At 68.5% G+C, this 12,537-nt stretch carries 12 protein-coding genes; 5 read left to right on the forward strand and 7 right to left on the reverse strand.

Annotated elements, in window-relative coordinates:
- The first annotated feature begins 9 nt into the window (after window positions 1-9).
- Together J8M50_RS10745 and J8M50_RS10750 are read left to right on the forward strand one after the other, a co-directional pair.
- The gene (locus J8M50_RS10745) at window positions 10-861 is read left to right on the forward strand and encodes an isoprenyl transferase (RefSeq protein WP_010354831.1); all 852 of its coding nucleotides are present in this window, start codon (window positions 10-12) and stop codon (window positions 859-861) included.
- 40 nt (window positions 862-901) lie between these two features.
- A complete protein-coding gene (locus J8M50_RS10750) occupies window positions 902-2,233 on the forward strand; it encodes a histidine-type phosphatase (protein ID WP_010354830.1) in 1,332 nt (443 codons plus the stop codon).
- On the opposite strand, the gene J8M50_RS10755 is transcribed toward J8M50_RS10750, so the two are convergent.
- The 4 genes from J8M50_RS10755 to J8M50_RS10770 all read right to left on the reverse strand — a co-directional run bounded on the left by J8M50_RS10755 (window position 2,230) and on the right by J8M50_RS10770 (window position 5,348).
- Window positions 2,230-2,640, reverse strand: coding sequence for a Fur family transcriptional regulator (locus J8M50_RS10755; RefSeq protein WP_010354829.1), 411 nt, complete (start codon window positions 2,638-2,640; stop codon window positions 2,230-2,232). The two genes, J8M50_RS10750 and J8M50_RS10755, sit on opposite strands and share 4 nt — an antisense overlap.
- Window positions 2,641-2,701: 61 nt before the next feature.
- Window positions 2,702-3,604: a metal ABC transporter permease gene (locus J8M50_RS10760; RefSeq protein WP_010354828.1), complete on the reverse strand. Its 903-nt coding sequence runs from the start codon at window positions 3,602-3,604 to the stop codon at window positions 2,702-2,704.
- 1 nt (window position 3,605) lies between these two features.
- Window positions 3,606-4,367 carry a metal ABC transporter ATP-binding protein gene (locus J8M50_RS10765; RefSeq protein WP_010354827.1) on the reverse strand — a complete coding sequence of 254 codons (762 nt, stop codon included), beginning with the start codon at window positions 4,365-4,367 and terminating at the stop codon, window positions 3,606-3,608.
- A 24-nt stretch (window positions 4,368-4,391) separates the two neighbouring features.
- A complete protein-coding gene (locus tag J8M50_RS10770) occupies window positions 4,392-5,348 on the reverse strand; it encodes a metal ABC transporter substrate-binding protein (RefSeq protein WP_010354826.1) in 957 nt (318 codons plus the stop codon).
- A 207-nt stretch (window positions 5,349-5,555) separates the two neighbouring features.
- On the opposite strand from J8M50_RS10770, the gene J8M50_RS10775 reads away from it, so the two are divergent.
- Window positions 5,556-6,938 carry a glycine--tRNA ligase gene (locus tag J8M50_RS10775; protein ID WP_010354825.1) on the forward strand — a complete coding sequence of 461 codons (1,383 nt, stop codon included), beginning with the start codon at window positions 5,556-5,558 and terminating at the stop codon, window positions 6,936-6,938.
- Between the two features lie 58 nt (window positions 6,939-6,996).
- On the opposite strand, the gene J8M50_RS10780 is transcribed toward J8M50_RS10775, so the two are convergent.
- Window positions 6,997-7,212 carry a hypothetical protein gene (locus tag J8M50_RS10780; RefSeq protein WP_010354824.1) on the reverse strand — a complete coding sequence of 72 codons (216 nt, stop codon included), beginning with the start codon at window positions 7,210-7,212 and terminating at the stop codon, window positions 6,997-6,999.
- A 150-nt stretch (window positions 7,213-7,362) separates the two neighbouring features.
- Window positions 7,363-8,814 carry an MFS transporter gene (locus tag J8M50_RS10785; RefSeq protein ID WP_029184010.1) on the reverse strand — a complete coding sequence of 484 codons (1,452 nt, stop codon included), beginning with the start codon at window positions 8,812-8,814 and terminating at the stop codon, window positions 7,363-7,365.
- Window positions 8,815-8,920: 106 nt separating this feature from the next.
- On the opposite strand from J8M50_RS10785, the gene dusB reads away from it, so the two are divergent.
- Both dusB and J8M50_RS10795 read left to right on the forward strand, forming a co-directional pair.
- Complete coding sequence (dusB, locus tag J8M50_RS10790) at window positions 8,921-10,063, forward strand: tRNA dihydrouridine synthase DusB (RefSeq protein WP_010354822.1); 1,143 nt, start codon at window positions 8,921-8,923, stop codon at window positions 10,061-10,063.
- A gap of 47 nt (window positions 10,064-10,110) precedes the next feature.
- A complete protein-coding gene (locus J8M50_RS10795; protein WP_010354821.1) occupies window positions 10,111-10,641 on the forward strand; it encodes a hypothetical protein in 531 nt (176 codons plus the stop codon).
- 4 nt (window positions 10,642-10,645) lie between these two features.
- Here J8M50_RS10795 and J8M50_RS10800 read toward each other — a convergent pair whose 3' ends face one another.
- On the reverse strand, window positions 10,646-12,511 hold the full coding sequence (locus tag J8M50_RS10800; RefSeq protein WP_010354820.1) for an LTA synthase family protein: 1,866 nt from the start codon (window positions 12,509-12,511) through the stop codon (window positions 10,646-10,648).
- Window positions 12,512-12,537 lie beyond the last annotated feature (26 nt).

Consider the following 12,537-nt stretch of genomic DNA (forward strand, 5'->3'; position numbering starts at 1 on the left):
GAGAAGGACATGGTCGTACGCGGGATCCTGGGGCGTCAGCGGCGCGAGTACCGGGCGCCGGAGCCGCACCCCTCCGGCGCGCGCCCGCCGAAGCTCCCCGGCGAGCTGGTGCCGGAGCACGTGGCGATCGTCATGGACGGCAACGGCCGCTGGGCGAAGGAGCGCGGGCTGCCCCGCACAGAGGGCCACAAGGTCGGCGCCGAGCAGGTCCTCGACGTCCTCCAGGGCGCCGTCGAGATCGGTGTGAGGAACATCTCGCTGTACGCCTTCTCCACCGAGAACTGGAAGCGCTCGCCCGACGAGGTCCGCTTCCTCATGAACTTCAACCGCGACTTCATCCGCAAGAGCCGCGACCAGCTCGACGCGCTCGGCATCCGCGTGCGGTGGGTCGGCCGGATGCCGAAGCTGTGGAAGTCGGTCGCGCAGGAGCTCCAGATCGCGCAGGAGCAGACCAAGGGCAACGACAAGCTGACCCTCTACTTCTGCATGAACTACGGCGGCCGGGCGGAGATCGCCGACGCGGCGAAGGCCCTCGCGGAGGACGTGAAGGCGGGGAAGCTCGACCCGTCCAAGGTCAGCGAGAAGACCCTCGCGAAGTACCTGTACTACCCGGACATGCCGGACGTCGACCTCTTCCTGCGGCCCAGCGGCGAGCAGCGCACCTCCAACTACCTGATCTGGCAGAGCGCTTACGCCGAGATGGTCTTCCAGGACGTCCTGTGGCCCGACTTCGACCGCCGCGACCTGTGGCGCGCCTGCGTCGAGTTCGCCTCCCGCGACCGCCGCTTCGGCGGGGCCATCCCGAACGAGGAACTCCTCGCGATGGAGGGCAGGACGTCGGAGGACGAGACGTCCACCTGAGCGCCACCGGGGGTTCACGCGGCTCACGGACGATCCGCCCATGAAGCACGTAACCCCCGCGTTCGCGGCCCTCTGCGCCGTAGTGGTCGCGGCGCCCCCGGCACTCGCCGCGTCCAGGCCGCCGGCGCACGCCGACAGCTACGGCACGAAGGCGCCGTATGCGCCGAAGCAGCACCCCGCCTCCTACGGCAAGGTCCCCGCCGGTTTCGTCCCCGTCTTCACGGAGAACGTCTCCCGGCACGGCTCCCGCGCCGCCACCGACAGCGACGACGGCGACCTGATCCTCGCGCTCTGGGACCAGGCGTCCGCGTCCGGTCAACTCACCGGCAAGGGCGAGGAGTTCGGGCCCAAGGTGCGGGCGCTGCTTGCGGCGATGGCGAAGGTCGGGTACGGGAACCTGAGCGGGCGGGGCCGCGAGGAGATGCGCGAGACGGCCGACCGGATGGCGGCCAGGCTTCCGGGACTCTTCAGCAAGATTTCAGCATCCGGCGAGAAGATCGACGTCGTCAGCTCCGGCCAGGGCCGCGCGATCGACAGCGCCAACACGTACGCCGGTGAACTCGCCGCGAAGGACCCGGCGTTGAAGCCGCTCATCGGCGCGACCCGCACCGACAAGGACCTCCTGTACTTCCACAAGGCGGCGGGCGGCAAGGCGTACCAGGAGTACCTCGCGAACGACCAGCGCCTCGCGTCGACCCTGAAGTCGATCACGGACCAGCCGAAGACGCAGCGGGCGGCGACCAGCGTCCTGCGCAAGCTTTTCAAGCGGGATTTCGTGGACGGCATTTCCGACCAGGTGGCCGCAGCGGAAGCCGTCTACAACCTGTACGCCATTGCCCCCGCGATGATCCAGGAAAGCCCGGAAGGAAAGGGCTGGGGTCTGGAGAGGTACATCTCCCATTCCGACGCGGCCTGGTTCGGATACCTGGGAGACGCCGAGGACTTCTACGAAAAGGGCCCCGGCTTCTCGGACTCCGACATCACGTACAAGATGGCGAACGTCCTGCTGGACGACTTCTTCAACCAGGTGAAGGCGAAGAAGTCCGGCACCTCGACCCTGGGCGCCGAACTCCGCTTCACCCACGCCGAGGAAATCATCCCCCTCGCCGCTCTGATGGGCCTCCCGGAAAGCACGAAGCCGGCGACTCCGGGTCAGTCGTACACGTACAAGAACAACCCTTGGAGGGGCGCCGACGTGGCTCCCCTGGGCGCCAACATCCAGTGGGACGTGTACCAGAAGGGCACCCAGTACCTCGTACGGATGCTCTACAACGAGAAGGAGATCCCCTTCAAGGCGGACTGCGAGCCGGTGGCGAAGAACAGCAAGTTCTACGACTTCACGGAATTGCAGCGCTGCTTCAATCGAGGCTAATTAGTGGCACAGTCCGCACACGTGCCGAAGATTTCCACCGTGTGCGCGACACTCACGTAACCGTGTTCCGCCGCGATCGCCTCGGCCCATTTCTCGACCGCCGGGCCCTCCACCTCCACCGCCTTGCCGCAGATTCTGCACACGAGGTGGTGATGGTGGTCGCCGGTGGAGCAGCGGCGGTAGACGGATTCGCCTTCGGAGGTGCGCAGGACGTCCACCTCGCCGGCGTCCGCGAGGGACTGGAGGGTGCGGTAGACCGTGGTGAGGCCCACCGAATCGCCCTTGTGTTTCAGCATGTCGTGGAGTTCCTGGGCGCTGCGGAACTCGTCGACCTCGTCGAGCGCCGCCGCCACTGCGGCGCGCTGCCGGGTGGAGCGGCCCTTCACGGGCGGTCCAGCGGTCGTCACCGTTGCCTCCTGAACGTCTGAACACCTGCCGGGCCATTGTGCCAGCCCGGCCTGTGCCCGGTCAGACGCCGACCCCGTCGCCCGTCTTCCGGGTGGCCGGAATCGCGCACTCCGCGGGATCCCCGCCGGGCTGTGCGAGGGCGTGCGCGCGGGCGCGCCGCCGCGCGAGGGGTGCCGAGAGCGCCGTGAGCAGGATGAACGCGCCGATGGTCAGCAGGACGATCGTCGCGCCGGGCGGCACGTCCTGGTAGTACGAGGTGATCGTCCCGCCGATGGTCACGCTCACCCCGATGGCGACGGCGACGGCGAAGGTCGCCGCGAAGCTCCGGCTGAGCTGCTGCGCGGCGGCGACGGGGACCACCATCAGCGCGCTGACCAGCAACAATCCGACGACCCGCATGGCGACGGTGACGGTGACGGCGGCGGTGATCGCGGTCAGCAGGTTCAGTGCGCGCACCGGCAGCCCCGTGACCCGCGCGAACTCCTCGTCCTGGCTGACGGCGAACAGCTGCCGCCGCAGGCCGAGCGTGACGAGGACGACGAACGCGGCGAGGACGCAGATCGCGGTGACGTCGGACTGCGAGACCGTCGACAGCGACCCGAACAGGTACGACGTGAGGTTCGCGTTGGACCCGGTCGGCGCGAGGTTGATGAACATCACACCGCCCGCCATGCCGCCGTAGAAGAGCATCGCGAGCGCGATGTCGCCGCGCGTCTTGCCGTACCAGCGGATCAACTCCATGAGGACCGCGCCCAGTACGGACACCAGCGTCGCCATCCACACCGGCGACCAGGAGAGCAGGAAGCCGAGGCCGACGCCGGTCATCGCGACATGGCCGATTCCGTCGCCCATGAGGGCCTGGCGGCGCTGGACGAGGTAGATGCCGACGGCGGGGGCGGTGATGCCGACGAGGACGGCGGCGAGCAGGGCCCGCTGCATGAAGGCGTAGTCGAGGAAGTCCATGTCAGCTCAGCAGTCCTGTACGCATCGGCTCGGGCTCGTGGGGGTGGACGTGGTCGTGGCCCGGCAGGGCGTGCTGGCCGAGCGCGCGCGGGGGCGGGCCGTCGTGCTGCACGCAGCCGTCGCGCAGGACGACCGCGCGGTCGATCAGCGGTTCCAGCGGCCCGAGTTCGTGCAGGACGAGCAGGACCGTCGTCCCCACCGCGACCTGGTCCTTCAGGGTCTGGGCCAGCACTTCCTGGCTCGCGAGGTCGACGCCCGCCATCGGCTCGTCCATGATCAGCAGCTCGGGTTCGGAGGCGAGGGCGCGGGCGATCAGGACGCGCTGGTGCTGGCCGCCGGAGAGGGCGTCCACGTTGTCCTTGGCCCGGTCCGCCATGCCGACCAGCTCCAGGGCCTGCCGTACGGCCGCGTGGTCCGCCCCCCGCAGGACGCCGAAGCGGGTGCGGGACAGGCGGCCCGAGGAGACGACCTCGGTGACCGTCGCCGGGACACCGCCGGCGGCGGTCGTACGCTGCGGGACGTACCCGACGCGTGCCCAGTCGCGGAACCGCTTGCGGGGGGTGCCGAACAGGTCGATCTCCCCGGCGCTCAGCGGGACCTGTCCGATCACGCTGCGGATCGCCGTCGACTTGCCGGAGCCGTTGGCGCCGAGCAGCGCGACGACCTCACCGCGCCGCACGGTGAGGTCGATCCCGCGGAGGACGGGCCGCGAGCCCAGCTCGGCGCGCACGCCGCGCAGGGATATGACGGGCTCAGTGGTCATGCCGTCCTCCAAGTCACTTCGAGCTCACTTTGTTCCCAGGGCGGTCTGGAGGGCCTTGAGGTTGGCTTCCTGGACCGAGAAATAGTCCTTGCCGCGGGACTTCTCGGTGATGCCCTCGATCGGGTCCAGGACGTCCGTCTTCAGGTTCGCGTCCGAGGCGATGGTCTTCGCGGTCTTGTCGCTGACGAGCGTCTCGTAGAACACCGTGGTGACGCCGTCGGCCTTGGCCATCTTCTCAAGGTCCTTCACGCGCGCGGCACTCGGCTCCGACTCGGGGTCGAGGCCGTTGATGGCCTCCTCGGTCAGGCCGTAGCGCTCGGCGAGGTAGCCGAAGGCGGCGTGCGTGGTGATGAACACCTTGGTCTTCGTGTTGGCCAGCCCGGTCTTGAACTGCGTGTCCAGGGCGGCGAGTTTGGTGACCAGGGCCGCGGTGTTCTTCTTGTAGTCCGCCGCGTGGTCCGGGTCGGCCTTCTCCAGCGCGCTGCCGACGCCCTGCGCGACCTGCGAGTAGCGGACCGGGTCGAGCCAGATGTGCGGGTCGAGGCCGGCCAGCTCCTCGTTCTCGGTGTGGTCGGCCTCGGCGGAGTGGCCGCCGACCTCGTTGCCGTGCTTCTCCAGGGTGGTGAGGGAGCCGGCGTCGATCTTGGTCTTGACGCCGGACTGCTTCACGGCCGCGTCCACCGACGGCTGGAGGTTCTTCAGGTAGACGATCGCGTCCGCCTTCTCCAGGTTCGCCGTCTGCTTGGCGCTGATCTCCAGGTCGTGCGGCTCCTGGCCGGGCTGGGTCAGGCTGGTCACGCTGACGTGGGCGCCGCCGATCTGCTCCGCGAGGAAGGCCATCGGGTAGAACGACGCGACGACGTCGAGCTTGCCGTCGCTGCTCGCGGCGGCGCTGTCGGAGGAGCAGCCGGTGAGGGCGGCGAGGGAGAGGGTGCCGGCCGCCGCGAGGGCGGTGCCCGATATGAGTCGTCGTACGTTCATGAAAGCCATTTTCAACAAATATGGAAACCGTTGTCAACAAGGGCTGGGTAAGAGCGGATGACGGTTCCGATTTGGAGGAGGGGGAGTCCCCGCCGGTACCCTGAGGGTTCGCTCCGAAGCACGCGCCCCCGAAGCACACTTCTCCGCTTCTTCCGCGGGCGTTTCCGCTTCGTCCGCCGCCGTTACCGTCGTTATGAAGAGAGCACCGTGGCCGCCGACAAGATCGACACCATCGTCAGCCTGAGCAAGCGCCGTGGCTTCGTTTTCCCTTGCAGTGAGATCTACGGCGGCCAGAAGGCCGCCTGGGACTACGGCCCCCTGGGTGTCGAGCTCAAGGAGAACCTGAAGCGCCAGTGGTGGCGTTACATGGTGACGTCGCGCGAGGACGTGGTCGGTCTCGACTCGTCCGTCATCCTCGCCCCCGAGGTCTGGGTCGCGTCCGGCCACGTCGCCACGTTCTCCGACCCGCTGACCGAGTGCACCGCCTGCCACAAGCGGTACCGCGCGGACCACCTGGAAGAGGCGTACGAGGCGAAGCACAACCGCCTCCCGGAGAACGGCCTCGCCGACATCAACTGCCCCAACTGCGGCAACAAGGGCCAGTTCACCGAGCCCAAGCAGTTCTCGGGCCTCCTCTCCACCCACCTCGGCCCGACCCAGGACACCGGCTCCGTCGCCTACCTGCGGCCCGAGACCGCGCAGGGCATCTTCACCAACTTCGCGCTGGTGCAGGTCGCTTCGCGCAAGAAGCCGCCGTTCGGCATCGCCCAGATGGGCAAGTCCTTCCGCAACGAGATCACGCCCGGCAACTTCATCTTCCGCACCCGCGAGTTCGAGCAGATGGAGATGGAGTTCTTCGTCAAGCCGGGCGAGGACGAGAAGTGGCAGGAGTACTGGATGCAGGAGCGCTGGAACTGGTACACCGGCCTCGGCATGCGCGAGGAGAACATGCGGTGGTACGACCACCCCAAGGAGAAGCTCTCCCACTACTCCAAGCGCACCGCGGACATCGAGTACCGCTTCCAGTTCGGCGGCAACGAGTGGGGTGAGCTGGAGGGCGTCGCCAACCGCACGGACTACGACCTCACCGCGCACTCCAAGGCCTCCGGCCAGGACCTCTCCTTCTTCGACCAGGAGGCGGGCGAGCGCTACACGCCGTACGTCATCGAGCCCGCCGCCGGTGTCGGCCGCTCGCTGCTCGCGTTCCTGCTCGACGCGTACGTCGAGGACGAGGCGCCCAACGCCAAGGGCAAGCTGGAGAAGCGAACCGTCCTGCGGCTCGACCCGCGCCTGTCGCCGGTGAAGGTCGCGGTGCTGCCGCTGTCCCGCAACGCCGACCTGTCGCCCAAGGCGAAGGGGCTCGCGCAGGCGCTGCGCCAGCACTGGAACATCGAGTTCGACGACGCGGGTGCGATCGGGCGCCGCTACCGTCGTCAGGACGAGATCGGTACGCCGTTCTGTGTGACCGTCGACTTCGACACGCTCGACGACAACGCGGTGACGGTGCGGGAGCGGGACACGATGAAGCAGGAGCGGGTGTCTCTCGACCAGATCGAGGGGTACCTGGCGAGCCGGCTGATCGGCTGCTGAAGTATCGGTGATGTTTTTTGAAACCGGGCCCCTGTCGCAGGGGCCCGGTTTTCGTGGATCAGGTGACCTCGTCGCCCTGTTTCACCGAGGACTTGTCGGCCTTGACGGTGATCGAGGCGTCGTTCATGTACGACGCGCTCGGCTTCGGTTTCGGGGCGGCGGCGGGGTGCGAGGCGGCGGCGTACGAGGCGGTCGCCCCGCCTGCCGCCAACGCCACGGACATCGCGCCGGCGGCCAGCGCGCGGGCGATCCGGCTGTGGGGCACGGAGTTCATGGGTGACGTCCGTTTCTACGGGGATCCCCCTGGGGTGCATCTACCAGGGTTACGCCGGTCGGGCGAGGACGCGAGTCGGGGAAGGGGTACCAGGGGGGTACGGGAGGGAGTCGCCCTTCGTGCCTTACGTGCCGGTGCGCTTCCGGTGGCTCACCTCGCTGAGACTCCCGCCTCCACTCCCCGAAGTTCCGGCGCCCGGAGCCGCGCGGCCGTCTTCTCCGCCGTCCCTCGTGCCCACTGTCCGCTGGTGAGGAGTCCCAGCGTCAGTACGGACAGCCCGCAGCCGACGATGATCCACCAACCCGGCGTCGCGGCGGAGGCGAAGGTGGTGCGGTACGACGATGCGTTGATGCCCGAGGCCAGGACTGCTCCCACCACCGCGACCCCCAGCGTCTGCCCGAGCTGTCGGCTCGTGGAGGCCACCGCTGCGGCAACCCCGGCCTGTGCGCGCGGCATGCCGGACACCGCCGTGTTCGTGATCGGCGCGTTGACGAAGCCGAAGCCGATGCCGAAGACGAGGTAGCCGAGGAAGCGCCCGGCGTCGGAGGTCCCGGCGTCGAAGGCCGCGAAGAGCAGCGCGCCCGAGGACATGGCGACCCCGGCGATGAGGAGCGGGATGCGAGGCCCGCGCGTACCGACCAGGCGCCCGGAGATGGGTGCGCAGAGGAACGTCGGGACGGCCATCGGCAGCATCCACAGCCCGGCGTGCAGCGCGTCGAGCCCCTGGACGTTCTGGAGGTACAGCGTCGACAGGAACAGGAACCCGGCGAGGGCGGAGAACGCGGAGATCGCTATCACCGTCGCCCCGCTGAACGGCGCGGACCGGAAGAACCGCAGGTCGATGAGGGGATCGGCACGCCGGGGCTCGTACCACAGCAACCCGGCGAGCGCGGCGGCGGCGAGCACCCCGAACGGCACGCTGACCCCGGCCCCGGAGACCGGCGCTTCGATGATCGCGCAGGTGAGCGCACCGAACAGCGCGATCACCAGCACCTGCCCGACCGGGTCGGGCCGCCGGGCCCGCTCCGCGCGGGACTCGGGAACGAACCGCAGCGTGAGGAGCAGTGCGGCCACCCCGACGGGAAGGTTCAGCCAGAAGATCGCCCGCCACCCCACGGAGTCGACGAGCAGCCCCCCGACGAGCGGCCCGGCCGCCATGGATATCCCGACGACGGCACCCCACACACCGATGGCCCTCGCGCGCTCCCGCGCGTCGGTGAACGTGTTCGTGATGATCGACATGGCGACGGGGTTGAGCATCGACCCCCCGACGGCCTGCACCATCCGCGCGACGACGAGCAGTTCGAGGTTCGGCGCGAGAGAACACAGCACGGACCCGACCGTGAAGACGACGAGCCCGGTCATGAAGACCTTGCGCCGCCCGATCCGGTCGGCGGTCGACCCCGCGAGCATCAGCAGCGAGGCCAGCACCAGCGTGTACGCGTCAATGGTCCACTGGAGACCCGACGTACTCGCATCGAGATCGCGCTGCATGGACGGCAGCGCCACGTTCAGCACAGTGTTGTCCAAGCTCACGATCAGCAGGCTCATGCAGCAGATCGCGAGCACCAGCAGTCGACGGTTAGGGCTGAGCTCCGGCATGCCCACCACTGTACGCCCGTATCGATAGTGCGTCTAACTAATGACCTGTACAAGATTCTGGACTTCACCCGTTCGGCCCACTCGTCCCATGCGCGACAATGGGGGAATGTCCACGACCGCCCAGCCGCTCCAGATCGGCCCGCACACCGTCCAGCCGCCCGTCGTCCTGGCGCCCATGGCCGGTATCACCAACGCCCCGTTCCGCACTCTCTGTAGGGAGTTCAGTGGCGGAAAAGGCCTGTTCGTGAGCGAGATGATCACCACCCGCGCGCTGGTCGAGCGCAACGACAAGACCATGCAGCTCATCCGCTTCGACGCGACCGAGACCCCCCGCTCGATCCAGCTGTACGGCGTCGACCCGGCGACCGTCGGCAAGGCCGTCCGCATGATCGCGGAAGAGGGCCTCGCCGACCACATCGACCTGAACTTCGGCTGCCCCGTCCCGAAGGTCACCCGCAAGGGCGGCGGCTCGGCCCTTCCGTACAAGCGCAACCTCCTGCGCGCGATCCTCCGCGAGGCCGTCTCCGGTGCCGGGGACCTCCCGGTCACGATGAAGATGCGCAAGGGCATCGACGACGACCACATCACCTACCTCGACGCCGGCCGTATCGCCGTCGAGGAGGGCGTGACGGCGATCGCCCTGCACGGCCGGACCGCCGCCCAGCACTACGGCGGCACCGCCGACTGGGAGGCCATCGCGCGCCTCAAGGAGCATGTCCCGGAGATCCCGGTGCTCGGCAACGGCGACATCTGGTCGGCTCAGGACGCGCTGAGGATGGTGCGGGAAACCGGTTGCGACGGAGTTGTGGTGGGCCGGGGGTGCCTGGGCCGGCCGTGGCTGTTCTCGGACCTGGTCGCGGCTTTCGAGGGGCGCTTGGACGATCTCGCCCGCCCGTCGCTTCGCGAGGTCGCCGACGTCATGGTCCGCCACGCGACCCTCCTCGGCGAGTGGCTCGGCGACGAGTCGAGGGGCGTCATCGACTTCCGCAAGCACGTCGCCTGGTACCTGAAGGGCTTCGCGGTCGGCAGCGAGATGCGCAAACGCCTCGCGATCACGTCCTCCCTGGCCGAACTCCGAGCAGGACTGGACGAGTTGGACCTCGCCCAGCCCTGGCCGACCGGCGCCGACGGCCCCCGGGGCCGCACGTCCGGCAACAACCGCGTCGTCCTCCCGGACGGCTGGCTCAAGGACCCGTACGACTGCGCGGGCATCAGCGAGGACGCCGAACTCGACACGTCCGGCGGCTGAGTTGACGCCCTCTCGACACCGCGCCGGAGCCCGCCGACACTGATCGCGTGGCGGACAGCGCGGTGTGGGTCGCGGCTTTGACCGGCGGTACGGCCGTACTGGCGGGCTGGGTCACCACCTTGGGGAACGTCCGCGCGGCCAGGGTCCAGGCGGAGGCGTCCGCGAAGGCCCAACAGGAGAGCCGGATACGGGAGTTGCGGCGGGACGCGTACCTGGAGCTGATGCGCCGGGCGCACGGGATGAGCGAGCTCTACTGGAAGGTCGGCGACGTCCGCTTCCGACCCGCCGACCCCGAACGGTTTCTGACACGCGTTCAGGAACTGCGGGTGGAGGCGCGCGAGGCGTACGACCCGCTGATGCACAGCGTGCGGGTCATCTCGCTGGAGGGGCCCGGCGGGCTCGTGGGGCCGGCCCAGGCGGTGCTGGCGGCGGCCACCCGCACCAACGGTTCCCTCGCCGGGATCTCCCCGGGCGAGCCGGAGGCGTTCGCCCGCTTCGACGCGGCCATGGAAGCCTACTCGGCCTCCCTGGCCGCGTTCGTGGAAGCGGCGCGCGATGCGATGAACGAGCCGCTGTGACGCGTCAGTTGGTCTTCGGGTGCGGGGTCGAGCCGTACGCCGTGAGGAAGCGGTCGCGGAACTGGTCCATCTTCCACACCGGCGCGTCGTGCGCGGGCTTCAGGCCGTCCGTCCAGTTCCAATCGGCCACCTTTTCAAGGACCTTGGGGTCCTTCGCGACGATCGAGATCGGTACGTCGCGGCTGGCCTTGGTGCCGCTCACCTTGGCGTTCGGCTGGTGGTCGCCCAGGAAGACGAGAACCGTGTCGTCGTCGGCGTACCGCTCCATCCACTGGGTCAGCGAGGTCACCGAGTACTGCACCGCCTTGCCGTACTCCTCGCGGGCCTTGGTGTCGTCGCTGTAGACGTCCGAGGACTTCTTGCCCGCCTTCTGGATCGCGTCGAAGACCGAACCGTCGCCCACGTCCTCCCAGTCGACCAGCGACGGGATCGGCGCCCACGGCATGTGGCTGGACGTCAGGATGATCTCGGCCATCAGCGGCTTGTCCCGCTTCTTGCTGTGCTCAAGGCGCTGGTACGACTCCAGCGCGTACTGGTCCGGCATCGTCGACCAGCTGAACTTCGGTCCCTGGTACCCCATTTGGAAGGCGTTGTAGACCTTGTCGAGGCCGTAGTACTTCTGCTCCGGCCAGCTCTTCTGCACGCCCGGCATGATGCCGACGGTGTCCCACGCGCCGGTCTTCTGGAACGCCTTCGTGAGGGAGAGGTGGTCGCTCGCCATCACCGTGCGGTAGCGCTGCTGGTTGTCGATCCACAGGCCCGACATGGTCGTCGAGTGCCCGAACCAGCTGCCGCCGCCGTACGTCGACGACGTCAACCAGCCGCTCTTCGCGTGGAATCCGATCTTCGCGAGCGCCGCCGTGTTCTCCGTGAGCATCTTGTCGACGCCCGGCGCCATGATCGGGTCCTCGATCGCGCTGCGGCCGTAGCTCTCGATGAACGTGAACAGCATGTCCTTGCCGCGCAGGTCCGGAACGAGCTGCGACGGCGGCGTGTTGCCGAACTTGTCGCTCTTCGCGATCTTCTTGAACGCGGCCTCGTCCTTCAACGTCGCCTCGACCTGCCGCCGTTGGGAGTTCAACCCGGCCGCAGCCCGGTACGAGGCGAACGGGATCCCCGCGACGTTCACGGTGAGGATCGTGCACGTGATCCACGCGGTGCCGACCAACAACGTGCCCCGCGTGGCGAGTTGGATATCCCGCCCGAGGATGTTCCCGATCCGGACGAGCGCGCCCACCATCCCCACGAACAGCGCCGCGACGAGCACGACCAGCCCGATCGCGAGCAGGTTCGCGGCCGTCTTCCCCGAGGAGTCCGCCACGTACGACTTCGCGTCGTCGAGCAACTCCCAGTCCAGCACGGGGTTGAAGCTCCGGCCGAGGTAGTCCCGGTACCCCATCTCCAGCCCGTTGACGACGGTCAGCGCGGCCAGCCCGATGCCCCCGACGACGGCGAACCAGAACCGGGGCCGCCGGGGGAGGGAGATCAACAGGGCGGAGACGATGACGGCTTCACCGGGCAGCCGTATGAACGTGGACCACTTGAAGGCGGCGATGGACACGGGCAGCAGGAACGAGGTGTAGACCAGCAACACGGCGAGCACGGTCCCGGTCCACCAGACGACCTTGGCGGCGAGGGGATACCGACTCCGCCACTCCCGAACGAGGGCGAACCGCTTGGCGGGCGGCTCGCTTTCTTCTACCTGGCCGGCCTCCGCTTCGGTACTCACGGCATCCACCGTCTCTTCGGACGGCGTCGGTTCCGGTTGTTGACGTGAGTCTGTGGAGACAGGCACCCGAAGGTCCTTCCGTACGAGGCAGTGGCCCAGATGGCCGGCGGACCCGGTGTGGAGGTCCGGGTCCGCCATCATTTCGTACGGGCTGTTCTGGACCTGTG

It is taken from the genome of Streptomyces acidiscabies (assembly GCF_020010905.1).
Lineage (GTDB): Bacteria > Actinomycetota > Actinomycetes > Streptomycetales > Streptomycetaceae > Streptomyces > Streptomyces acidiscabies.

What these genes read in the sequence shown, in the direction of transcription:
- J8M50_RS10745 (WP_010354831.1), top strand. Translation starts at nt 10, where the DNA reads ATGGTCGTACGCGGGATCCTGGGGCGTCAGCGGCGCGAGTACCGGGCG.
- dusB (WP_010354822.1), top strand. Translation starts at nt 8,921, where the DNA reads ATGTCCACGACCGCCCAGCCGCTCCAGATCGGCCCGCACACCGTCCAG.
- J8M50_RS10780 (WP_010354824.1), bottom strand. Translation starts at nt 7,212, where the DNA reads ATGAACTCCGTGCCCCACAGCCGGATCGCCCGCGCGCTGGCCGCCGGC.
- J8M50_RS10770 (WP_010354826.1), bottom strand. Translation starts at nt 5,348, where the DNA reads ATGAACGTACGACGACTCATATCGGGCACCGCCCTCGCGGCGGCCGGC.
- J8M50_RS10750 (WP_010354830.1), top strand. Translation starts at nt 902, where the DNA reads ATGAAGCACGTAACCCCCGCGTTCGCGGCCCTCTGCGCCGTAGTGGTC.
- J8M50_RS10765 (WP_010354827.1), bottom strand. Translation starts at nt 4,367, where the DNA reads ATGACCACTGAGCCCGTCATATCCCTGCGCGGCGTGCGCGCCGAGCTG.
- J8M50_RS10760 (WP_010354828.1), bottom strand. Translation starts at nt 3,604, where the DNA reads ATGGACTTCCTCGACTACGCCTTCATGCAGCGGGCCCTGCTCGCCGCC.
- J8M50_RS10785 (WP_029184010.1), bottom strand. Translation starts at nt 8,814, where the DNA reads ATGCCGGAGCTCAGCCCTAACCGTCGACTGCTGGTGCTCGCGATCTGC.
- J8M50_RS10800 (WP_010354820.1), bottom strand. Translation starts at nt 12,511, where the DNA reads ATGATGGCGGACCCGGACCTCCACACCGGGTCCGCCGGCCATCTGGGC.